The sequence below is a fragment of the Stackebrandtia albiflava genome, from assembly GCF_007994225.1.
Taxonomy (GTDB): domain Bacteria; phylum Actinomycetota; class Actinomycetes; order Mycobacteriales; family Micromonosporaceae; genus Stackebrandtia; species Stackebrandtia albiflava.
In genome coordinates, this window is record NZ_VLLL01000005.1 from 24,140 (window position 1) to 46,021 (window position 21,882).

The following is a 21,882-nucleotide window of genomic DNA, read 5'->3' on the forward strand; positions in this document are numbered from 1 at the left end:
GCTCACACCGGCACACCCGCCTCCGCCGGATCGATCGGTGGCGTCTCCGGTGTCACGCCGGTGGCGTCGGCCGGTTCGGATTCGTGCCGCAGCCCGGTGCGGCACAGCCGCGCGTAGCGTCCGGACCGGCGCAGCAGCTCCTCGTGGCGTCCGTGTTCGACGATGCGGCCGGAGTCGAGTACCAGGATGGTGTCGGCGTCGCGGACCGTGGCGAGCCGGTGTGCGATGACGAGCACGGTGCGATCGGTCAGTGAGGTCGTCAGAGCCTCCTGGATCGCCGCCTCGCACTCCAGGTCGAGGTGGGCGGTCGCCTCGTCCAGGATCACCACGCCGGGACGTGCCAGCAGCAACCGGGCGATCGCGAGTCGCTGCTTCTCGCCGCCGGACAACCGGTGCCCCCGGTCGCCGACCACGGTGTCGAGCCCGTCGGGCAGTCCGGCGATCAACGTCTCCAGCCGGGCGGCGCGGCACGCCTCGGCGATCTCGGCGTCGGTGGCGTCGGGACGCGGGTACCGCAGGTTGGCGGCGATGGTGTCGTGCAACAGGTACGGCTCCTGCGTCAACAGTCCCACGTGGTCGCGCAGCGAGTCGAACCGCAGGTCGCGCACGTCGTGGCCGCCCAACAGCACGCGTCCGCCGTCGACGTCGTACAACCGGGCCAGCAGGGCCGCGATCGTGGTCTTGCCGGCCCCGGAGGAACCCACCAGCGCCACCCGTCGCCCGGGGGCGACGGTGAAGCTCACGCCGTGAAGCGCGGGAACCGGCTTCGCCACCGCCGGCGCGTCCGGCAGCCGAGGTGGTACCGGGTAGGCGAACCGGACGTCCCGGAACTCCACCGTGACCGGACCGGGCGGCAACGCGACCGCCCCCGGCCGCTCGGTGATGGGACACGGCACGTCCAGCAGCGCGAACACCCGCTCGAAACCGGCGAGGGCGCCCATGACGTCGGTGTGCGCGGTGGTGAGCGTGGTGATCGGCGCGTAGAGCCGGGGGAGCAGCGCGGCCAGCGCCACGACGGTGCCCAGCGACATCGCGTCGGTGGCGGCCAGATAGCCGCCGACACCGTACGTGACCGCGATCGCCAGGCCATCCACCATGGACACGCCCGTGCCGAAGACCCCGCTGACGACGGCGATCCGCACGCCCAGGTCGCGGTTTCGCGCCGAGTGGGCGTTGAAGGCGGCGTACTCGGCGGCGGGCCTGCCGTACAACCTGGCCAGCAGGTATCCGGCGACGCTGAGTCGTTCGGTCATGAACGCCGACAGGTCCGCGACCGCCGTCAGCCGCCGCCGGCTCAGTGACAGCAGCCGCCGCCCGACCCGCCTGGCCGGGAGCAGGATCAGGGCGGGCACCGCGACCGCCGCCACCGCGACCTGCCAGGACAGGATCGTCATCGTCGTCAACGTGACGGCCAGGGTCGCGGCGCTGCCCACCACCTGCGGCAGTACCGCGGTGACGGCCCCCTGCGCGACGGTGGTGTCCTGGTTGAGGCGGGCCACCAGCGTCCCGGTGGGGGTGTGGGTGTAGAAGCCGAGCGGTAGGCGTTGCAGGTGGGCGTAGAGGTCGCCCCGCATCCGGAACATCAGGTGCTGGCCGACCCGGCTCGACAGCCACAGGGTCAGCAGTTGCGTCCCGGCGACCGCGATCGCCGAACCGGCGGCCAACGCCGACAACACCAGGATCACGCCCACGTCGCCGGGGATCACCCCGTTGTCCACCAGGCGTTGGAACGCCAGGGGCGGCAGGACGCCGAACACCGCGTGGAGGACGACGGCGGCGGTCAACGCGCCGACCCCTCGCAGGTCCGGGCGCAGGTATCGGGCGACCCGCCGCAGCGTTCCCCGCTGCGGCCGGTCGTCCGCGCCCGGCGTGTCCACTCAGCCCGCCCCGTCGAGTGCGAGCGCGGTCTGCCGGTCGAGCAGGTCGTCGATGTCGGCGAGCCCCCACACCGGAGGACACAGAGCCCGGCCCTCGTCGTCGACGACGATCGCGCACGGGAACTGTCCGTCGGCGTCGCGCGCGTACGGGTCGTCGTCACCGGTGACCTGGTGCCACACGACGGCACCGCCCCGGCCGCCGCGCAGCGTCAGCAGCGCCTCGCAACCCGAGCAGCCCTTCAAGGTGAGGACCCGGACGTGGTGGGCGTGCCGGAGGCAGTCGCTCGTGGAGTCGCGGACGATGCGGCGCCGCCGCCGCGACAACACCGTCACGGTGCCCGCGACCGCCGCGGTGATCACCGCGACCATCCCGGCCCGCAGCGGGATCGCCGGTGCGGGACCGGCGAGGGCGGCGGCGGCCGCCACCACCGGTATCACCGCCACGTCGGCCGCGACGTGCCACGTCGTCACCCGGCCGCCCAACGCACCGAAACACGCGCACTGCGACCCGCGCAGCGTGTGGGCGGCCAGGGCCAGCACTCCGTAGGCGCCGGCCAGTACCGCGGCCGCCGTCCAGCGGCCGGGCGCCACGACGACCGCGACCGCCGCGAGGACTTCGCCGGTGACGGCGAGCCCGACCGGGATTCGCCACCGCAGCAGCACCGGCCCGGTGGGCCATTCCAGCCGGTTCGCGGCGGCGTCGACGGCCTTGAGTATCGCGGCGGCGGCGAGGACGGCCGCCGCCGCCGACATGACGATCCAGCCGATCACGGCGCCTCCCCGTCCCGGCCGCGCGTGATCCAGCCGTCGTCGGCGGCCTGCTTCAGGAACTCGTGGTGGGCGTCGGTGAGGCCGACCGGAGTCCCCGGTGGCGTCCGCAGCAGCCGGTCGGCCTCCGGCAGCAGTTCGTGGCAGGCCAGGGTCTCCACGTCGACCAGGACGGTGCCGCCCAGCGGCAGGGTCACCAGTCGTGTCGATGCGGCGGGACGCCAGTCGGCGAGTGTGGTCGGTGTCGGTGTCGGTGTCGGTGTCGGTGTCGTGGTGGAAGTGGTCATGCGTGCTCCGGTCGGGTAGACAGCCACCGGTCCACGGCGACCATGCGGCGCAGGGTCAGTGCGTGGCGGGCGGTCAGGAACGGATTGGACAGTGACTCGATCAGCGCGGCACGGTCGAGTAGACCCGCCCGCGCGAGAAAACCGTCCGTCGCGAACGACGTGACGGCGTCGTGTGACCGGTTCACCCAGGCGACGGCGGCGGTCCGTGCCCGTTGCCCGCCGTCGGGTTGCGGCGGCGGATGGTCGGCGAGCCGTTCCAGCAGCGCCGCCGATTCGATCCTGCCCGCGGTCACCGCTCCCCGTTGGCGAGGTGTCAACGCCAGGAGCGCCGACACGGCCCGCGGTGCGGCGGCGGGCCGGGTGAGCTCGACCCCCAACGCGCGGGCCATGTCGTGGTGCCGGCCGTGCGCGGGATCGGTGAGCGTCCAGACCGCCCGGCCGACCCGGCCGGAGTCCTCCGGCAGGAACCGTTTCCAGGCGGCGGCGCTGGCGGCCGCGGCGGCGAAGAACCGGCTCTTCCCCGGGAACGTCAGCCAGGGCGGCACGTCGGCGGTGGGGGTGTCGTGGTCGTGGGAGTGGTCGGTCTCCTCGGCGGAGACGTCCGGATGGGCCTGCCAGGGTTCCACCGACCGGTGCCGCCGCCCCACCAGGGCCGCCAGCTCGTCGGCGTCCACGGTGGCAAGTGTCCGTAGGTGGCAGCCGGTGACGACCCCCGTGACGCCCCGGGCGGCGGCGGTGGCGAGGGCCGCGACCACCGCCTGCTGCGCGTCGGGCAGCGGCGGCCACAGGTCGTCGTGTCCCCCGGCGTCCACTTCGGCGGTGAGACGGTTCGCGTTCGGGCCCGCCAGCCTCAGGACCGCGCGCGAGGCGGTCCCGGCGACGGCGACCGCCGCGTTCTCGCGCATCCCGGCGGCGACCGCCTCGCCCAACGCGACGACGGCCGCCCGGACCGGACGGCGGCGCCCGTCGCGGGACAAGGTGTGCGGGTCGCAGCGGATCAGGTGTCCCTCGTCGCCGACGTCCACCACCGACAGCGGCGGTGCCCGGAAGACCTTCTCCAGGTGGGTCAGTTCGGGTGCCGGGCGCGCTCCCAGGCACATTCCGAGTACGGCGGTGACGGACAGTTCGGCCAGTGAGGCGCGCGGCACGAGCGCGGCGAGACCGTCGGCGAGCTCCACGACACCGTCGCGACGCCGGAAGTAGACGTCGCCGGTGGTGGCGGCCGAGCGGTCGAGGGTGAGTCTGCCGGGGCGGAGCCGCGCCCCTTCCGGGAGGTCACCGGCGACGACGCGGCCGGAGACCACGTCGACGGTGCAGCGTTGGGCCGGTGAGGTGGTCGCGTGCGTCATGGTCCCCCGTCCTGATGGCGGTCCGTGCCGTGAGAACGAGTCGTCACGGCACGGATTCCGCGCGTCGGTCAGTAGATGCAGCGGCAGCGGAGGTTCAGGAAACCTTCGCAGTAGCCGCCGCGCGCGCCGTAGTTGGCGACGCAGTACTCACGGCATGCGCCGTCGTCCGGGCACCCGCAACACTCCATCGGCGCCGCCGACTCGTTGCCGAGGTGCGCGGCGACGCCGCTGGTCTTCTCGAACTCGACGTCACGCCGGTGCGTGAAGCCCATGTTCGTCCCCCTTCGTTCGGAATCTCCCTGAGCGGCCGGATCGCGGCCGCCGGGTCGCGGACACGACCCGGGCGTAGCATATAGGACATAACCGGCATTTCGGCAGGTCGATTCCGTCGGCCCGCTGTCGGATAGCGGACAGTGACATCGTTGCGGCGGCAACGGGATGAAACGGCCGGATGGTGCGATCATGAACGCCCGTCCGAGCCGAGTGGAGGTGGTGCGGAGTGACCGTGACATCCGAGGACGGCGTGGCCGCCGCCGTCCGCCGTCTCGTCGCGGACCTGACCGCCGCTCGCCGGTGGGAGGTCCACCCCGACCCCACCGGGCGACTGGTCGCGCTTGTCGCCGGTCCCCGCTACCCGCGTCGCCCCCACCGGGCAGCGGAACTGTTGCGGCACGGCGGTTTCGGAGCCTTCGACCGGACCCGGCGACGGGTCGCGGGTGGCCCCGAACCGGTCCTGCGCCTGACCGTCCACGACCCCGCCGCCGCGCGTGACACCTGCGGGGGCGTCCGCACCCTGACCGCCCCCGACTGGAGCCCGGACGGCCGGCGTCTCGCCGGGGTCGGTCCGTGGCTTCGCCCCTGGCTGGCCGATCCGGACACCGGCGGGTGCGACACCCTCGCCGTGCCGGTGACGCGATCGCTGCTCGGCCTGCGAGACCGCGACTTCCGGTCGACGTGGTGCGACGACTCCGGGGGGCTGGTGACGCTGCGCGACGCCTCGCGCCGCCACCTCACCGATCGGCGTTTCGACACCGTCGACGACGGTGCCTGGCCGTCCCCGGTCGTCGCCGACTGGTACGACGCGGCCCGCGCCGACCTGGTGCGGGCGGTCCCGGGCGGCGACCCCGAGGTGTTGGCCGAGGGCGTGGTCGTGGTGACGATGACGCCCTCACCCGACCGCCGCCACGTGCTGCTGGCCGAATGCGCCGATCCCGGCGAGTTGACGGAGCTGCTGCACGGCGACACCGCGCGCCACCGGGTGTACCGGCTGGACGGCGACGCCGTGCCCTGGGACCTCGGGAACCTCCGGCGCGGCAGCCTCCGGTGGGCCGCACCCTCGTTGCTGGCCTTCTGCGACGTCGACGGCGACCGGGCGGAGTTCTGGGCCGCCGAACCGCACGCCGACCCCTACCGGATCGGCGTCCACCGGGGACCTGTGACCGACTGGCTCCCGGCCGCCCCCGACCTGGTGTACGTGCTCGGCCCCGACCGCCTCACCGCCGTGGGGAAACGTCCCGCCACCACGATCACGCCACCGGAGTCACCGGTCGGGCTGCGCCGCCACGGGGACGGTGTCCTGGTGGACCTGGTCGGTCCCGCCGACGCGCCCGGCGCGATGTCGGTGCGGCTGGACGGCGACCGGTTGGCCGTGGCGGGACGGTGGCCCGCCGGGGTCACGCCGTTCCCCCACGGGTGGGAACTCGACCTGCGGGAACGGGACGCCCGGCTGTCCCGCGACGGCGTCCGGGTCCGCGCGCGCACCGTCGGGCCGCGTCCCCGGGTCGCCACGGTGGAGTCCGGCGAGGTGGCAGGGGTCCGGTACCGCCTGTTCCGTGACCCGTCCGCCGACGTGGCCGACCGGCCGGTGGTGGTGTGCCTGACCCCGGTCGCGGGCGGTCCGGCGACCTCGGAGCACCGGCCGACCGGGGCACCCGAGCGGCGGGAACCGGCGCCCGCGACACCACAGTGGTCATACCTGCCGTCGTGCGCGGTCCTTACGGTGACCTGTCCGCTGCGTTGGGACGAACGCACCGGATTCGAGGAGCTGCGGGCGCGGCTGCGCGACGGTCTCACCGGTGTGCTCGACGCGGTGTCCGACCGGATCGACCCGGCCGCCACGGCGTTGTACGGGCACTCGTTCGGTGCGGCCTGCGCGGCGGTGCTGCTGGCCGACACCGGTGACCTGTTCCGGTGCGCGGTGCTGCGCAACGGCGCGTACAACCGGACCCTGACCCCGGCCGGTTTCCAGACCGAGCGCCGCAGTCTCTGGCGGGCGCCGGACGTGTACGACGGTTTCACCGTCGTGCGCGCCGCCGACCGGATCACCGCGCCGGTGCTGCTGGTGCAGGGCACCGCCGACCTGAACGGGGCCACCACCGTGGCCCAGGCGCGAGGCTTCTACGACGCGTTGCGGACCGCCGGCGCCCGGGCGCGGCTCCTTCTGGTCCGCGACGAGGGCCACGTGTTCGCCACCGCCGACGGGATCGGCGCGGCCGTGGCGGAGGAACTGTCCTGGATCCACCGGTGGACCGGTTACCCGGCCACCGCAGTGAGGGAGCGGTCATGAGGATGAGACACGCCGCCACGGCGGCCCGAGAGGTCACCACCGCCATCGCCGGAGGTGCCGGTGCCGCCGGGACGCTCGGCGGCATCACGCCGCGGTACGGCGGCGGACGCCGGCCGGACCGTGACCTGGTCCGGTTGCGGCGGAGGTGGCGCCGCATGTCGGCGGACGGGACGGCCCGCGACGAGAACGTCTTCCTGACGGCCGGACTGCGGGTGTTGGGTCACGACGCCCGGTTGGTGCTGGGCAGGGAGACGTCCCCCGCCGAGGGCGACGGCCGCTACATCACGTGGGTGACGGTCGACGGCGAGACCCTGTCGACGGGGTTGCCGGTGTCGGTGCGTTACACGCCGCTCGTGGAGATTCCGGAGTCCGCCGGAGGCCCGCCGGACGGGGTTGCCGGTGTGGACCGGCGGGCGGCCGTCTCACCGGGTGTCGCGGGGGCGGGACGTGATCGCCCGGTCGGGCCGCCACGGTAGGCGGCCCTCCAGCTCCACTTCGAGGGAGAAACTGAGGAACGTGCGCACCGCGACGATCAAGGCCAGCACTCCGACGCCTTGAAACGTCGGGGTGATCGCGACGGTGCGGATGATGTCCCCGGCGACCAGGAACTCCAGGCCCAGTAGGATCGCCCGCCCGATGCCCTGCCGGTATCGCCGGTACCGGTCGGTCATGCCGTCGCCGCCGCGCCACGCGAACCGCACGGTGGCGACGATCATCCCCACCACGATCACCGCGACGCCCGCGAGGTCGATGGCGGCTCCGACGGCGGTCACCGTCTCCTCGTACATGTCCGGCTCCCGTCCGTGGTGTGGCGGTGTCCGGTGTACCGGGTCGTGGCCGTCGCCGCCAGGTGCCACGCCGAGCGGGGCGGTTTCGGGGGCCGGGCTCTTCACGCGGCGCACGGTCCGGTCGCGGGGTCGCGTCGGCTGAACCGTGGGCCGGTCGGGCCTGCGGGGATATGGTCCGATGATGCGGAACGCGGAGACGATGCTGCGCCGGAGGTACGACCGACACGACTGGGAGTCCATCGGGGACGGGTACTCGGGAGCGACGGTGTACCGGCTCACCGGTCCCTCGGCGTTGTTCGTCAAGTTGGCGCCGTGGCCGGTCGGCCCCGACACCGGCGGCGACCCGACCGCCGAGGCGGATCGGCTGCGGTGGTTGGCCGCCAACGGTGTCCCGGCTCCGGAACCGTGGGACGCCGGGGTCATCGGCGACACCGCCTTCCTGGTGTCGGCCGGCCTGCCGGGCCGTAGCGCGGCCGAGCCGTGGCCCGAGCCGGTGCGGGCGGCGGTGGTGGACGCGGTCGCGGACTTCGCCGTGTGGCTGCACTCGCTGCCGGTGGACGGCTGTCCCTTCACCCGCGACGTACCGGTGATCCTGGCACAGTCCTCGGAGGCGGTGGCGCGCGACGACTCCGGCGACCGGCGTGCCGTCCTCGACCGGACCGCCACGCTGGCCGCCGGCCTCACCGAGGGCGCGGAGGCGCTGTGCCACGGTGACTTCTGTCTTCCGAACGTGCTGCTGGACCCGGACTCCCTCGCCGTCACCGGTGTCGTCGACGTGGGCAGGTTCGGTCGCTCGGATCCGTACGCGGACCTGGCCCTGGTGACGCGGAGTCTCGCGGACCACCGTCTGAATCCGCAGTACGGTCCGGAGTACGCGCGGCGGTTCCTGCGCCGGTACGGGGCGGATCCGGTGGACTCCGACCGCATCGACCTGTTCCGGTCGCTCGACGCGTTGCTGTGAACCGCTTCGACGACGCCGCCGGTTCCGCTCGGACGCCTTACGGCCGCTTACCGATTGGACCGGACGGCCCGGTCGCGAGAGGATTCCCCCATGACACGCTTCGAATCGTTCGACGGCACCGAGTTGGCGTACCGCCGGATCGGGGAGGGCGCACCGTTGCTGGTGATCCCCGGCGGCCCCGGCCGGGCGGGTGAGTACCTGGGCGACCTCGGCGGGCTCTCCCGGGACAGGACACTGTACATACTGGACAACCGCGGCACGGGTGGTTCGGCGGTTCCCGCCGACGGCGACCACCGGGCCGCCACGCTGGCCGCCGACGTCGAGGCGTTCCGGGCGCACCTGGGGCTCGACCGGATCGATCTGCTCGGGCACTCGGCGGGCGGGGGCGTGGTCCAGTTGTACGCGGCGGCGCACCCGGACCGGTTGCGTCGTGTCGTCCTGGCGGGTTCCTCCTTCATGGTCAGTGGTGTGCCGGGTGGTGTCGCGCGGGACCGGGTGATGGCCGAACGGGCCGCCGAGCCGTGGTACTCCGAAGCGACGGCGGCACTCGCCGAGGTGCAGCGGGCGGAGCCGTTCCAGGAGACCGAGGCGCAACGCATGGCGATGGCGCCGCTGTTGTACGGCAGGTGGGACGCGGTGGCGCGGGAACACGCCGCCTCCGACTCGCGCCAACGGTCGGCGGAGGCCACTGAGGGCATGTACGCCGGCCTGGCGGAGCCGCGGGGCGTGGTGAAGCGGCTCGGTGAACTGTCGGCACCGGTGCTGCTGCTGGCCGGAGAGCACGACATCGTGCTCACCCGGTTCGCCGCCGCCGACGCGGTCGGCCTGTTCCCCGCCGGTGAACTGGCGGTCATGCCGGGCGGCGGGCACTTCATGTGGCTCGACGACCCGGAATGGTTCCGGTCCACGGTGGTGGAGTTCCTGAGCCGGGACTGACAGGGCCGGCCGGCGGGTTCACCCACGTGCCCGAGGACCGGCCGCCGATGCGCGAGACTTGACGGGTGACCACCGACTTCACTCCGCCTGTGACGAGCCCGTCCATCATCGTGTTGACCCTGGCGCGCCAGGTGGAGACCGAGCTCAACTCGGCGCTGGCCCCGCTGGACCTGACGGTCCGCAAACTGGGCCTGTTGGGGCACGTGGCCGGTGTGCCCGGTGCGTCGTTCAGCGATCTGGCCAGGATGTCGGGCATCACGGTGCAGACGGTGCACACCTCGGTGAAGGCCCTGGCGCGTGCGGGCCTGGTCCGGGACCGGACCGCCAGGGCCGGTGCCGCCTCGACGATCGAGGTGACCGAGGCCGGTGCGGCGGTGCTGGCCGACGCGCGACGGGTGGTCGCGGAGGTGGACGCGCGACTGTTCGGGGCGGACGCCGACCCGGTGCGGCGGCGGGTCGGACGGGGCATCGTCGAGGCGTTCACCGGCTAGGGGGCGCGGTTCGGCGGTGACGCGGGTCGGGCCGGTCGTCCGTTCCGCAGCGTCGGCAGCCACTCGTGGCCGGGCCGGTGCCGTTCCAGTGCGGTGGCGAGCCACTTCCGCGCCCGGTCCGACAGGTGGGGGAGGGCGGTGGTGAAGTCCCGTCGGTCCTTGTCGCGCATGAGCCTCGACTTGTGCAGCAGTACCGCCTCCAGTGCCAGGTAGGGGATTCCGCCGTGGTGTGTGACCGCCTCCGGCATCGGGATGCGGATGCCGTGGTCGTTCTTGAACAGCCAGTGCTCGTCGGCGACGGCGGAGACGAGCAGGTCGAGGCGCCACGGTGAGGAGGCGTCGCGTCTGGCCCACAGGCCGTGCCGGTCGGGGCGCAGCTCGTGGTGCGGGTGCAGTGGTTTCAGGGCGCCGTCGTGTGCCTCCCACAGGTGCCAGCCGGCGAGCCTGCGGCGGAGTGCCGGTATGTCGTCTCGGGCGACCGCGACGTCGATGTCGCCGTGTGCCCGGCGGGTCCCGGTGTGCGCGTCGACGGCGTGGCCGCCGGCGATCCACCACCGGACATCCGAACCGGCCAGCAGGTCACGGACGGCGGCCGGTGTCATGGGGTCCCACGGGCCGTACCACGAGGTCAAGTCCACATGGGATCGGGCTGGGGGCGTCGCATCGGTCATCGGGGCATCGTCTCAGGCGTGGTCCGGCGGCTGCGTGTCGCCGGGTTCGGGCCGGCGGGCACCGAGACCTTCAGTGTTGCTGAAGCTATGCGTTATGCTTCAGGCAGCCTGAAGCTTGGAGTCTTCCGTGAACTCACTACTGCTGTCCGTCCACGTGCTGGCCGGCATCGTCTTCGTCGGCGGCTCGGCCGTGGCCACGAGCCTCTTCCCGCGATACGCCCCCGTGTCGGGCGAGGACGGTTCCGAGGAACGCGACACCGCCGTGGCCGCGCTGCTCCACCGCATCACCGGCGGTTACGCACTGTGCGGCGTCGTCGTTCCGGTGGTCGGCATGGTCCTGGCGACCGTGCAGGGCCGTATGGGGGAGATCTGGGTCGTCGTCGCCATGGTGCTGACCGGTGTGGCGGCCGTCCTGCTCGCCGCCCAGATCCACCCGCGGCAGCGCACCGCGCTCTGGGAACCCGGCACCGTCCGCGACCTGCGCACCCTGGCCATGCTCGCCGGGTTCTACAACCTGATCTGGGCCGCCGTCGTCGTGCTGATGATCGTCCGGCCCGGATACGAGGTGGCCGCATGACCATGCGGATCCTGCGGATCGCCGCCCTCGTCGAGGCGGTCTCCCTGGTGGTGCTGTTGGTGAACCTGGCGACGGTCCACGCCCCCGGGATCAGCGGCTGGACCGGACCACTCCACGGAGCGTCCTATGTCACGGTGATCGTCACCGGTTCCCTGGCCCGCTCCGCGGTCGGGGTGCCGTGGCGCGTGCTGATACCGGGCGTCGGCGGACTGCTCATGGTCCGCCGGATCGACGCGGACCGGCGCGACGGCGACCGGTGACCGGTCGCGCCGACGCGCCGGGCGGCGTCCGTCAGTCGTGGAAATGAAGTCGCCGACCGTCTACGTCGGGCGCGGCGAATTCCAGCAGGGCCGCCGCCTCGGCGTGGACCGCGTCGCGGTCGGTGCGGCTCAACGGTTCCAGCGGGGTGATCTCCAGGACGGCCTCGTCCCGGCGCAGCCGAATCGTCCACGAAGCGCGTACCCGGCCGTCGACCAGGACGGTCGCGGCGATCATCGCGCCGACGCAGACCTTCGCCCGCACCGCGTCCGACATGACGCGACGGCGGTCGGCGTAGGCGACCATGAGGTTGTCGAAGTCCGGAAGCAGCCTCACCGGCGCGGGGGTGTCGGCGTCGGCGAGCGGGGCGTCGGGAAGGTCGAACAGCTCGGCGCCGGATGCGCCGCGATACCTGCGCAGGCCCATGCCGTCGACCACTTCGGACAGCCCGCGCACGCCTGAGAACGACTGCATGTCGGCGACCGTCGCCGGACCGAACGCGGCGAGGTACCGGCGGACCAGCCGGGCCGGATCGGGCCGGTCGTGCATCGGGGTGCCGAGGTACTCCTCGGCGAGCGCGAACGGTGTCGCCCCGCCCCGGCGCCAGCATCCGTTCGGTGGCGGATGCACCACGGCGAGCACCGCCTGAGCCGACCAGCCGAGCGCCTCCGGCGGCACACCGGGGAAGTGCGGCGCCAGTTCGTCTCGCAGCCGGGAACGGGTCATGGTCCTGCCGGACAGCAGTTGTGCGCCCCGCCGGGCCAGTTCGTCGAGGTCGAGCCCGACCGTGCGGGTGCCGAAGGCGGATTGCCGTCCGCGCAGCAGTACGGGTGCCACGAGCGGACGGAGCCACGGGTAGTCGTCGGCGGCGTGGACGTGCTGGGTGCCCCGGAGCGTCGATCCCCGGACGGCCTCCCGTGCCTCCCGGGCGGCCGTGAGGTCGTCGAGCCGGAACCCCGACAGCCGGGTCCACAGGCCCAGGTACGGGGCGTTCGATTCCTGTGCCTGCACTCCGAGCAGTCGCCGCAGCGCTTCGGGGACGGTCAGTGGAAGCCGGTGAGTCAGGAGCTGTCGATGCAGGGTGGTGCGGTTGAGGACACGATCGGTGATCAGCGGCGTCATGACCGGCACGATACGATCCATCGCGGACGGATACGGTCCTGATCGCCGTGCGCGCGCCGATTTCCGGTGAGGGTGATCGGCGCCGCAGTGGTCCGGACGGAGGTGATGCGGGTGTGCGACATCGTGTGGACGCCGCACGTCCACAAGTCACGGTCTGAAGTGGATGCCTTGTATCGCGAGCTGGAGGAGTCGATCGCACTCGACGGCCCGCACGAGTTCCCCGTCCTGTGCTGCGCCGCCCGACTCCTGGAGACCCGTTACGCGGTGGCGCGGCTCGTCGGCTTCCCGGCCGGCGACGTGATCCTCGACTACTCCGACGTCGTCGAGCTGCTGTTGAGCCTGCCCGCCGCCCGGGACGACCTGTCGGCCGGGCGGACCGGTGTACTGGAGCTGTACCCGGGCCCCGGTGCCGACCACGTCGTGTTCTATCCCGAGGGCGACGACGTGCGGTTGTTCTTGGTGCCGTGGGAGGAGACCGCCGTTCTCGACCGGGACGCACCCGTGCCGGCGGCCCTTCACGCCCACCGGTCGACGGTGTGCGCACGCGGTGAACTCCTCGCGCGGTGGGACGGGTTCGGTCCGGCATTCGCCCGTGAGGTCGTCCGGCACGATCCGCGCCTGGCGGGACACGAACCGATTCGGGGCTGGTCGCGGCACCGGCCGTGACCCGGGTCCGCGCGGTGGGGCCCCGGTGGTGGCGCACGCCGATAACATCGCCGGTTGTCGAGTCGTCGATGTGAGGATCGGATCGTCATGCCCCGTCGCGCAACTGGAGTCCCACGGCTCGCCGCCGCCTCCCTCACGGCACTCGCCGGAACGCTGTGGTCGGGGAAGTGCGCCCTGTCCGCCGTGGTCGTCGTCGACATGTTCGACTCCGCCTTCCTCGTCGTCGCCCTGTTCTTCGTGGTACCCCTCGTCCTTCTGGGCGTGTACGCGGCGATCCTGATCGGCAGCGGGTACACGCTGTGGCGGCATCCCCATCACCGGGCGGCGTGGGGATGGTCGGCCGGCTGCCTCGTCGTCAGCCTCGGCCTGGCGGTGTGGCTGTTGCGGCCGCTCGGGATGACGGTGGTGTTGACGGTGTCGGCGGTGGCGCTGGTGATGCTGCCGGTGGCGCGGAGGTCCCTGGCGCCCATGGAATCGGTGGACACGTCGCGGCCCTGAACGGTGCGACGCGCGGATGCGCCGCGATGTCGGTCGGTGGACGTAGCCTGACGCCATGACGGAGTTCCACGACCAGGACCTCGGTGGCAGTCGGTTCGAGCGGGTGAACCTCGCCGACTCCCACTTCACACGGGTGCGTTTCACCGGAGCCGAGATGCGCGCGACCGACTTCACGGACGTGCGCATCGACGGCGCCATGTTCCACGGTGCGCGTCTGCGCGGCGTGGAACTGGCCGGCGTCAGGATCGACGGTGACCTGCGCGACGTGGTCGTCAACGGCGTCGACATCGCGCCTCTTGTGGAGGCGGAGCTCGACCGGCGCATGCCCGACAGGGTCAGGATGCGGCCCGACGACGCCGAGGGTTTCCGGGAGGCGTGGTCGATCCTGGAACGACTGTGGGAGGAGACGGTCGCGCGGGCGAAGATGTTCCCCGAGGCCGATCTGCACCGGAGTGTGGACGGCGAGTGGTCGTTCGTCGAGACGTTGCGGCACCTGGGTTTCGCGACGGCGGCGTGGGTGGGCAGGGGGGTACTCGGCGAGTCGTCGCCGTGGCATCCGTGGGATCTGCCCTGGGACCAGGCGCCCGGCTGGGAGGGTATCCCGTGGGACCGTCGAGTGCGGCCGCCACTCGACGAGGTGCTGGCGTTGCGTGCCGAACGGCAGGCCATGGTCCGCGGCGTCCTGGCCTCGCTGACCGACGCGCGGCTGGCCGAGGAGGTCACCCGCACCGAGCCGGGCTGGCCCCGGTTGGAGGGCTTCCCGTTGAAGACCTGCCTGCGGATCGTGTTGAACGAGGAGTGGGAGCACCGCCGGTTCGCCGAACGCGACCTGTCCATTCTGGAAGGCGGCTCGGGCGCCGACTGACGACAGGGCCTGTTTGCCGTGATTCCGTTGCGCCGGCCGCGCCGGCCGCGCCGACGAGTGCGGCGGCGACGGCGAGCAGCACCGGGAGCCACCGTCTGGTATGGACGTATTTGGATTTCATCGTGGTTCCTCGTGGTGATGGGGACATGACGATGCCGGCGGTCCGGACGGGAGACGGCTCCCGTGTGGACCGGTCGGGTCGGGACGTTGGGAGGGGAGTGCGTCAGGCGGCTCTCACATCGGCGTCATCGCGGCGTGCGGCGGTGCCGGCCCGGTGCCGTCGCGGCCGGGTCCTTCCGTGCGGATCGGATACCCCCTGCCGTTTGGCTGAGGTAAGGCTAAGCTAATTTGAGCCCCGATGCGTGCGGCGGCCTCGTGCCCCCACCCGGCCGTCCGCCGCACCCCCTCGACCCGACCCAGACGAAAAGTGGTGTGTGACGTGGCGAACCGAGCCAACCGGATCATCGCGGCGGCCGTCGGCGTGACGCTGCTCGCGGGTGTCGCCGCGTGCGGCGGATCGAGCGGCGAGGAGTCCTCCGGCGCCGACGGCTTCTCCGCCTCCGTCGACGGCGCCTACGGTGCCGTCGAGGTGCACGCGCGCCCCGAGCGGGTCGTCGCCCTCTCGTTGCAGGTGGCGGAGATCCTCGTCGAACTGGGAATTCAGCCGGTCGCGATCGCCTCCAGCCAGGACGAGATAAACGAGTTCTACCCGTGGCTCGACGGCGTGTTCACCGGCGACCTCGACCCGGAACTGACCCCCAACTACGTCGCCGACCCCGAGGCCATCGGCTCCTACGAGCCCGACCTCGTCGTCGGCAACACCTGGACCGTCGCCGAGGACGTGTACGCGCAGCTCGACGGTTTCGTGCCGACGTTCCCGGGCCTGGCCGAGGCCAACGACGACTGGGACGCCGTCGCCGTGGCACTCGGGGAGCTCACCGGCACCGACGGGCAGGGCCTGGTGGACTCCGTCGCCGCCGAGTGCGCCGCCGCGCAGGAGAGACTCCCCGACCTGGTCGGAGGCACCTACCAGTACGTGGCCGCCGAGGAGGGCCAGTACCGGTTCGGCAACGGGAGCTGGCTGGAGTGCTTCGGCCTGGTGCCCGCCGACAACCAGGACAACACGCAGAGCACCGACGCCGCCGTGTCGGAGGAACTGCTCGACCAGCTCGACGCCGACGTCCTGGCGGTCTTCGACCGGATCGGCGCCCGCGCCGACATCGAGGCGGATCCCCGCTTCGAGGAACTGCCCTCCGCGACCTCCGGGGCGGTGCTGTGGCTGGACGCCCCGGTCGCCAACGCCACCAACAGTCCCGGCCCGTTGAGCCACGACTACTTCATCGCGGAACTGCTCCCCGAACTCGAATCGGCCGCCGCCGAACAGGGCTGACCGTGAACGCGTCCCGCACGGCACCGCCGCGCCCCGCCGACGGGGCGCGGCGCCGCGTCACCCGTTTCGGCGGACTACCGGTCGTGCTGGTGGCGCTGGCCGTCATGTGTGTCCTCAGCATCGCCCTGGGCGCCAAGTCGATCTCGCCGGTGACGGTGGTCGAGGCGGTGATCGGCACCGCGCCACCGGGTGAGGCGTTCGTGCTGTGGGAGCTGCGCGGCCCCCGCACCCTGCTGTGCCTGGCGGTCGGTGCGGCGCTGGGGGTCGCGGGGATGCTGGTGCAGGCCCTCACCCGCAATCCGTTGGCCGACCCGGGAATCCTCGGTGTCAATGCGGGAGCGGCGCTGCTGGTGGCCGTCGGCGTGGTGTTCCTCGGCCTCGACTCGATCGGCGAATACCGGTGGCTCGCCATCGCCGGAGCCCTGCTGGTCACGGTGCTGGTGTACCTCATCGGCTCCGCCGGGCGCGGCCAGATCGACCCGGTCCGGCTCACCCTCGCCGGTGTCGCCGTCGCCGCGGTGCTGCAGGGCGTCATATCCGCACTCATGCTCAGCGACCCCCGCTCCTTCGACACGATGCGCAACTGGAACGCCGGCACCGTCGCCAGCCGCGAACTCGACATCCTGTGGTCGGTGCTTCCCCTGCTGGCGGTGGGGATGGCGGTCGCCGCGGCGGCGTCCCCGGCGTTGAACGCGATCGCGATGGGCGACGACGTCGCGGTGAGCCTGGGCGTCCCGGTCCGGGTGGTGCGGATCGCCGTGGTGGTCGCGGTGACCCTGCTGGCGGGCGGCGCGACGGCCGCCACCGGGCCGCTGGTGTTCATCGGGTTGATGGTGCCGCACATCGCGCGGGTGCTCGCCGGTCCCGACCAGCGCTGGGTGTTCCTGTACTCGCTGCTGATCGGCCCGATCCTGGTGCTGGCCGCCGACGTGCTGGGCCGGCTGGTGATGCGGCCCGGTGAGATCCCGGTCGGCATCGTGACGTCGTTCGTGGGCGCGCCGGTCCTGATCGCGTTGATCCGGCGCCGCAGGGCGGTGGCGTCGTGACGGTTTCGCGCAGACCCGTGGTCGGTGCGCCCGCCTGGCGGTTGCGGGCCGGACCGGTCCGGCTGCGCGTGCGTCGCCGCACCGTGTGGGTCTGCGCCGCCGCAGTCGTGGCCTGCCTGATGTTGGCGACGGCGGCGCTGATGCTCGGCCGGCTCCCCCTCGGAGTCGGGGACGTGCTGGCCGTCCTCACCGGACAGACCGACGGATTCCACCGCACGGTGGTGCTGGAATGGCGGGCACCGCGCGCCGTGGCGGCCGTCGTGTTCGGTGCCGCCCTGGGTGTCGCGGGCGCGATGTTCCAGTCCATCACCCGAAACGCCCTCGCCAGTCCCGACGTGCTCGGCGTCTCCACCGGTGCCTACACCGGCGCGCTGTTGATGATGATCGTCGCCGGTGGCGGCACCGCGGCCGCGGCCGGTGGCGCGCTGGTGGGCGCGGTCGCGGCCTCGGCGGCGGTGTACCTGTTGGCGTTCCGGAGTGGAGTGCAGGGGAACCGGCTCGTGATCGTGGGGATCGCGGTGACGGCGATGCTCACGTCGTTCAACACCTGGCTGATCCTGGCCGCCGAACTCGACGCCGCGGTGAGCGCGGCGGTGTGGGGACAGGGCGACCTGTCGGGGGCCGCGTGGGGTGGCACCGCCCCGGGCGTCGCCGTCATCGCCGTACTGCTGCTGACGGCGACGCTGCTCGCGCCGGGCCTGCGGCAACTCGACCTCGGCGACGACGCCGCCGCCGGGTCGGGTGTGGCGGTCGAACGGACCCGGCTGCGCGTCATGGCCGTCGCGGTGGGCCTGACCGCGGTCGTGACGGCGCTGGCCGGTCCGGTCGCGTTCATCGCGTTGGCCGCGCCGCAGATCGCCCGCCGGGTGATGCGGGCGCCGGGGGTCCCGCTCGCGGGCGCGGCCGTGTTCGGGGCGGTGCTGCTGCTCGTCTCCGACCTGGTGGCGCAGCACGTGGTGCCGACAGTGTTGCCGGTCGGCATCGTCACCGTCGTCGTCGGCGGTTCGTACCTGGTGTGGCTGTTGATCGAGGAAGCGAGGAGACGGCTGTGACATCCGCCGAGCAGATGACCGCCCCCATCGAGGTGTCCGTGCCGGGCGCGTCGAGGCTGCGGGCCGTCGAGGTCACCACCGGGTACGAGGGCCGGGTGGTGTCACGTGACCTGTCCGTGGACGTCCCCGACGGTGGTTTCACCGTCATCGTGGGCCCCAACGCCTGCGGGAAGTCCACACTGCTCCGTACGCTCGCGCGGCTGCTGCGGCCGGCGGCGGGCCGGGTGCTGCTGGACGGCCGGGACATCTCCGAATACCCGACGAAGCAGGTGGCGCGGCGGCTCGGCCTGCTGCCGCAGTCGTCGATCGCGCCCGACGACATCACCGTCGGGGACCTGGTCGCGCGCGGCCGGTTCCCGCACCAGGGCCTCCTGCGACAGTGGACCGACGCCGACGAGCGCGCGGTCGTGGACGCCCTGGAGGCCACCGGACTGACGGACCTGTCGTCGCACCCGGTGGACCGGCTCTCCGGCGGGCAGCGGCAACGGGCGTGGGTCGCGATGGTGTTGGCGCAGCAGACCGAACTGGTGCTGTTGGACGAGCCCACCACCTTCCTCGACATAGCCCACCAGGTGGAGTTGCTGGACCTGTTCACCGCGCTGCACCGCGACGGCCGGACCCTGGTGGCGGTACTGCACGACCTGAACCAGGCCGCCCGGTACGCCACGCACCTGATCGCCATGCGGGACGGCCGGGTGGTCGCCGAGGGACCGCCCGGCGAGGTCGTCACCGCCGCGCTCGTGGAGGACGTGTTCGGCCTGCCCTGCGTCGTCGCGCCCGACCCGGTGACGGGAACGCCCGCGGTGTTTCCCAAGGCGGGGCCGAGGGCCGGCTGACGGCGGGTTGTTCAATGGGAGACATGACTGACTCCTCCGCCGCGCGACTCGGTCATCCCGGCCGGTACTGGAACGCCGTCGTGCCGTTCCCCTCCCGCCCCGAGATCCCCCGCGAACCACCGGACCTGACCGACGCCGGCACCTTCGCGGCGCGGGCCGAGCTGCGCGACCCGCGTTGGTTCGTCCCGGGACTGCTGCTGGCCCTGGCGGTGTTCGCCGGCTGGTTCTCGACGGTGCCGGGTTCCGGGTTCCCGTCGACACCCGAGACGCGCCGGGTGGTCCTGATCGTCCTGGCGATCGTGCTCGCGGTGGCCGCCGTGGCCGTGTGGCTGTGGGACGTGTCGACCCGGCGGGAGGCGATCCGGTCGGCACACGCGGCGTTCCTGCGGCGGGGATTCGTCGTGGAGGCGCATGTGACACCCCTGAACGTCGGCGACGAGTCGGTGCAGTGGGCGTGGCTGCTGCTCGACACCCGACTGCCCGGGGAACGGCGCGACCACCTGTACGCGGCCTTCGACGGCTGGCTCGCGGACGTGTCGAACGACCGGGACACGCACCGGGAGGTCGCGGCGATGGTCCGGGCGGCGGGCAAGGTGCCGGGGGAACGGCTGTTCGGCCCCGAGGGTGCCGGCGCCTACCTGGTGGGGCCGTTGCGCAGACGCGATCACCACATCCTGCTGCCGTCGCGGCGAGAGGACCGCGAGACGGCGGCCGTCGACCGTTCCTGGCGGATCGTGCCGGTGCGGTACACCTAGAGGCCGTCGGCCCGTCCGCGCCCTACCGGCGGAACTCGACCGTCACATGTGGATCGAGTGCCCGCAGGAAGTCCTCCGCGTCGAACATCGCGCCGGCCGAGGCCACTCCGACGGCCCGTGTCCGGCCACTGAGGACCCGGATGGCCGCCTCCACCACCAGGGGAGCCGTGATCGCGTAGATGTCGCGGCCGCGAGCCGTCGCCCGGCGCTCCCGGCCGCCCGCGCGCACCACCACGTCCACGGTGAAGGTCTGATCGGACCGTCCCGACTCGTCGGCGGCCTCCGGAGCGGGCGTGTCGGCGTCGGCCAACTCCGCCGCGGCCGACACGCTCATGTGGGTGCGGACCACCGGCACGTCCACGTGACTGGGGATCGTCACCACGTCGGCCATGCTGAACTCCGCGAACACCTCCCGGGAACCGGTCGGCGCCGGGAAGTCCCACGTCCGGGTCACCGACGGCGCGTCGTGGTACTCCAACGTCCCACCGGAGAACCGGACCCGCCGCCCGCCACGCCGCCGGTGCGACACCTCACCGGCCGCCCGGGTGCCCGGAGTCGGGTGCCAGCCACTCAACCCGTACGCCACGTCGATCTCGTCGGCGGAGGTCCAGTCCGCCATGGCGGCCGTCGCCAACAGGTCACCGAGCCCGCCGTAGAACGCCATCGCCGGCACCACCGGCACCCCCGCGTCGCGGGCGGCCTCGGCGTGCACCGCGAAGGTGTCCGCGTTGGCCTCGATCTCGGCCGCCACGTCGAGATACGGGATCCCGGCGCGCAACGCCGCCGCGACCAACGGGCCCGCCGTCACCGCGAACGGTCCCGCGCAGTTGATGACGGCCGCCGCACCGGCGAGCGCCCGGTCCAGGGCCGCCGCGTCGTCCGCGGCGGCGGCCCGCACCGTCACGCCCTCCCACTCCCGTGCCGCCTCCGTCAGCCGGGCGGCGTCCCGGCCGGAGGCGATGACGGCCACGCCCCTCCTCCGGAGCTCGGCGACGACGAACCGGCCGGTGTGACCGGTGGCCCCGTAGACCACCACTGCGGCATCCGTGTTCATGTTTTCTCCCATCTCGAAGTGCGACGGGTCCAAGTCTCGCGGGCGCGACCGTCCTCCGGTCTCGGCCGGAACGCCAACATGCGTACAGTTTCGGACATGCACACCGTCGTGTTGCCCACCGTGGGCCACCTGTTGCACTTCGAGATGGCCGTCGCCTGCGAGATCTTCGGCAACCCGCCACGCGACGCCGTCGACGACTGGTACGACCTGCGGATCTGCGGCCCCGCACCGGTGCGGGTCGGCCCGTTCACCGTCGAACCCGACGGCGGCCTGGACCTGTTGGCGCAGGCCGACACCGTGATCGTCCCCGCCTGCGCCGACGTGGACGCACCGCTCCCACCCGAACTCGTCGAGGCGGTGCGGGCCGCGCACGACGCGGGCGCCCGCGTCGCCTCACTGTGCACCGGCGCGTTCGTACTCGGCGCCGCCGGACTGCTGGACGGCCGCCACGCCACCACCCACTGGGCGCACACGGCGGAACTGAGCGCCCGGCACCCGGCCGCCGTCGTCGACCAGGACGTCCTCTACACCGACAACGGGTCCGTACTGACCGCCGCCGGCAAGGCCGCCGCCGTGGACCTGTGCCTGCACCTGGTGCAGCGCGACCACGGCGCCGCCGTCGCCAACACCGTCGCCCGGCGGCTCGTCGTGCCACCGCACCGCTCCGGCGGCCAGGCGCAGTTCGTGGCCACACCGGTGCAGACCGACCGCGACCACCTCCTCGCCGACCTGCTCGACTGGGCACGCAGAAGGCTCGACCGGCCGTTGACCGTCACCGACATGGCACGCCACGCCAACATGAGCCCCCGCAACCTGACCCGCCACTTCCACGCCGTCACCGGACAGACCCCGTTGCGCTGGCTGCTGGCGGAACGGGTCCGGCGCGCCCGGGAACTGTTGGAGGGCACCGACCAGAGCGTGGTGGCGGTCGCCGTCGCCACCGGCATGGGCACGGCCACGACGCTGCGCCGCCAGTTCAAGCGGGTCGTCGGCGTCTCACCCGACACCTACCGGCGTACCTTCCGCACCACGGCGGCCTGACGACGTCCGGGGACCGGCCCGGACCCTG

Annotated in this window: 25 protein-coding genes; 16 read left to right on the forward strand and 9 right to left on the reverse strand. The window is 72.8% G+C overall.

Annotation, left to right across the window (positions count from 1 at the left end; translation table 11 throughout):
- Window positions 1–2: 2 nt before the first annotated feature.
- The 5 genes from LX16_RS00930 to LX16_RS00950 all read right to left on the reverse strand — a co-directional run bounded on the left by LX16_RS00930 (window position 3) and on the right by LX16_RS00950 (window position 4,553).
- Window positions 3–1,877, reverse strand: a complete 1,875-nt coding sequence (locus LX16_RS00930; protein ID WP_147131638.1) for an ABC transporter ATP-binding protein — start codon at window positions 1,875–1,877, stop codon at window positions 3–5.
- Window positions 1,878–2,648 (reverse strand): hypothetical protein, encoded by a 771-nt coding sequence (locus tag LX16_RS00935; protein ID WP_147131641.1) that lies wholly within the window; start codon window positions 2,646–2,648, stop codon window positions 1,878–1,880. It lies immediately after the preceding gene.
- Window positions 2,645–2,932 carry an actinodefensin-associated protein B gene (gene adfB, locus LX16_RS00940; RefSeq protein ID WP_147131644.1) on the reverse strand — a complete coding sequence of 96 codons (288 nt, stop codon included), beginning with the start codon at window positions 2,930–2,932 and terminating at the stop codon, window positions 2,645–2,647. Before adfB ends, LX16_RS00935 begins: the two co-directional genes overlap by 4 nt.
- Window positions 2,929–4,281 (reverse strand): hypothetical protein, encoded by a 1,353-nt coding sequence (locus LX16_RS00945; RefSeq protein ID WP_147131647.1) that lies wholly within the window; start codon window positions 4,279–4,281, stop codon window positions 2,929–2,931. Before LX16_RS00945 ends, adfB begins: the two co-directional genes overlap by 4 nt.
- A gap of 68 nt (window positions 4,282–4,349) precedes the next feature.
- Window positions 4,350–4,553: a hypothetical protein gene (locus LX16_RS00950; protein ID WP_147131652.1), complete on the reverse strand. Its 204-nt coding sequence runs from the start codon at window positions 4,551–4,553 to the stop codon at window positions 4,350–4,352.
- Between the two features lie 227 nt (window positions 4,554–4,780).
- Between LX16_RS00950 and LX16_RS00955 the strand changes: the two genes are divergently transcribed.
- Window positions 4,781–6,847, forward strand: coding sequence for an alpha/beta hydrolase family protein (locus LX16_RS00955; RefSeq protein ID WP_147131655.1), 2,067 nt, complete (start codon window positions 4,781–4,783; stop codon window positions 6,845–6,847).
- Complete coding sequence (locus LX16_RS00960; RefSeq protein ID WP_147131658.1) at window positions 6,844–7,323, forward strand: hypothetical protein; 480 nt, start codon at window positions 6,844–6,846, stop codon at window positions 7,321–7,323. Before LX16_RS00955 ends, LX16_RS00960 begins: the two co-directional genes overlap by 4 nt.
- On the opposite strand, the gene LX16_RS00965 is transcribed toward LX16_RS00960, so the two are convergent.
- The gene (locus tag LX16_RS00965; protein WP_147131661.1) at window positions 7,270–7,635 is read right to left on the reverse strand and encodes a DUF1622 domain-containing protein; all 366 of its coding nucleotides are present in this window, start codon (window positions 7,633–7,635) and stop codon (window positions 7,270–7,272) included. The genes LX16_RS00960 and LX16_RS00965 overlap by 54 nt on opposite strands.
- Window positions 7,636–7,816: 181 nt before the next feature.
- Between LX16_RS00965 and LX16_RS00970 the strand changes: the two genes are divergently transcribed.
- The 3 genes from LX16_RS00970 to LX16_RS00980 all read left to right on the forward strand — a co-directional run bounded on the left by LX16_RS00970 (window position 7,817) and on the right by LX16_RS00980 (window position 10,023).
- Window positions 7,817–8,596, forward strand: coding sequence for a phosphotransferase (locus LX16_RS00970; protein ID WP_158645444.1), 780 nt, complete (start codon window positions 7,817–7,819; stop codon window positions 8,594–8,596).
- Between the two features lie 90 nt (window positions 8,597–8,686).
- Window positions 8,687–9,532: an alpha/beta fold hydrolase gene (locus LX16_RS00975; RefSeq protein ID WP_147131667.1), complete on the forward strand. Its 846-nt coding sequence runs from the start codon at window positions 8,687–8,689 to the stop codon at window positions 9,530–9,532.
- A 65-nt stretch (window positions 9,533–9,597) separates the two neighbouring features.
- Entirely contained in the window at window positions 9,598–10,023 is a 426-nt protein-coding gene (locus LX16_RS00980) for a MarR family winged helix-turn-helix transcriptional regulator (protein ID WP_147131670.1), read from the forward strand.
- On the opposite strand, the gene LX16_RS00985 is transcribed toward LX16_RS00980, so the two are convergent.
- Window positions 10,020–10,655 carry a nucleotidyltransferase domain-containing protein gene (locus LX16_RS00985; protein WP_147131672.1) on the reverse strand — a complete coding sequence of 212 codons (636 nt, stop codon included), beginning with the start codon at window positions 10,653–10,655 and terminating at the stop codon, window positions 10,020–10,022. The two genes, LX16_RS00980 and LX16_RS00985, sit on opposite strands and share 4 nt — an antisense overlap.
- Before the next feature lie 166 nt (window positions 10,656–10,821).
- On the opposite strand from LX16_RS00985, the gene LX16_RS00990 reads away from it, so the two are divergent.
- Entirely contained in the window at window positions 10,822–11,271 is a 450-nt protein-coding gene (locus LX16_RS00990) for a hypothetical protein (RefSeq protein ID WP_147131675.1), read from the forward strand.
- Window positions 11,268–11,531 (forward strand): hypothetical protein, encoded by a 264-nt coding sequence (locus LX16_RS00995; RefSeq protein WP_211354217.1) that lies wholly within the window; start codon window positions 11,268–11,270, stop codon window positions 11,529–11,531. The genes LX16_RS00990 and LX16_RS00995 overlap by 4 nt, the downstream gene beginning before the upstream one ends.
- A 31-nt stretch (window positions 11,532–11,562) precedes the next feature.
- Here the strand turns inward: LX16_RS00995 and LX16_RS01000 are convergent, their stop codons facing one another.
- Window positions 11,563–12,651 carry a winged helix DNA-binding domain-containing protein gene (locus tag LX16_RS01000; protein WP_211354218.1) on the reverse strand — a complete coding sequence of 363 codons (1,089 nt, stop codon included), beginning with the start codon at window positions 12,649–12,651 and terminating at the stop codon, window positions 11,563–11,565.
- A gap of 168 nt (window positions 12,652–12,819) precedes the next feature.
- Here LX16_RS01000 and LX16_RS01005 point away from each other — a divergent pair, with 168 nt between their 5' ends.
- The 8 genes from LX16_RS01005 to LX16_RS01040 all read left to right on the forward strand — a co-directional run bounded on the left by LX16_RS01005 (window position 12,820) and on the right by LX16_RS01040 (window position 19,759).
- Window positions 12,820–13,317, forward strand: a complete 498-nt coding sequence (locus LX16_RS01005; protein WP_147131678.1) for a hypothetical protein — start codon at window positions 12,820–12,822, stop codon at window positions 13,315–13,317.
- Between the two features lie 87 nt (window positions 13,318–13,404).
- Complete coding sequence (locus tag LX16_RS01010; protein WP_147131681.1) at window positions 13,405–13,815, forward strand: hypothetical protein; 411 nt, start codon at window positions 13,405–13,407, stop codon at window positions 13,813–13,815.
- Between the two features lie 55 nt (window positions 13,816–13,870).
- Window positions 13,871–14,680, forward strand: a complete 810-nt coding sequence (locus LX16_RS01015) for a DinB family protein (RefSeq protein ID WP_147131683.1) — start codon at window positions 13,871–13,873, stop codon at window positions 14,678–14,680.
- A gap of 439 nt (window positions 14,681–15,119) precedes the next feature.
- Window positions 15,120–16,070 carry an ABC transporter substrate-binding protein gene (locus LX16_RS01020; protein ID WP_147131686.1) on the forward strand — a complete coding sequence of 317 codons (951 nt, stop codon included), beginning with the start codon at window positions 15,120–15,122 and terminating at the stop codon, window positions 16,068–16,070.
- Entirely contained in the window at window positions 16,067–17,116 is a 1,050-nt protein-coding gene (locus tag LX16_RS01025; RefSeq protein WP_425304412.1) for an iron chelate uptake ABC transporter family permease subunit, read from the forward strand. The genes LX16_RS01020 and LX16_RS01025 overlap by 4 nt, the downstream gene beginning before the upstream one ends.
- Window positions 17,113–18,168 carry a FecCD family ABC transporter permease gene (locus LX16_RS01030; protein ID WP_147131689.1) on the forward strand — a complete coding sequence of 352 codons (1,056 nt, stop codon included), beginning with the start codon at window positions 17,113–17,115 and terminating at the stop codon, window positions 18,166–18,168. The genes LX16_RS01025 and LX16_RS01030 overlap by 4 nt, the downstream gene beginning before the upstream one ends.
- A 14-nt stretch (window positions 18,169–18,182) precedes the next feature.
- A complete protein-coding gene (locus LX16_RS01035; protein WP_147136800.1) occupies window positions 18,183–19,004 on the forward strand; it encodes an ATP-binding cassette domain-containing protein in 822 nt (273 codons plus the stop codon).
- A 23-nt stretch (window positions 19,005–19,027) separates the two neighbouring features.
- On the forward strand, window positions 19,028–19,759 hold the full coding sequence (locus LX16_RS01040; RefSeq protein ID WP_147131692.1) for a hypothetical protein: 732 nt from the start codon (window positions 19,028–19,030) through the stop codon (window positions 19,757–19,759).
- A 22-nt stretch (window positions 19,760–19,781) separates the two neighbouring features.
- On the opposite strand, the gene LX16_RS01045 is transcribed toward LX16_RS01040, so the two are convergent.
- Complete coding sequence (locus LX16_RS01045; RefSeq protein ID WP_147131695.1) at window positions 19,782–20,813, reverse strand: saccharopine dehydrogenase NADP-binding domain-containing protein; 1,032 nt, start codon at window positions 20,811–20,813, stop codon at window positions 19,782–19,784.
- Window positions 20,814–20,891: 78 nt separating this feature from the next.
- Between LX16_RS01045 and LX16_RS01050 the strand changes: the two genes are divergently transcribed.
- On the forward strand, window positions 20,892–21,854 hold the full coding sequence (locus tag LX16_RS01050) for a helix-turn-helix domain-containing protein (RefSeq protein WP_425304406.1): 963 nt from the start codon (window positions 20,892–20,894) through the stop codon (window positions 21,852–21,854).
- Window positions 21,855–21,882 lie beyond the last annotated feature (28 nt).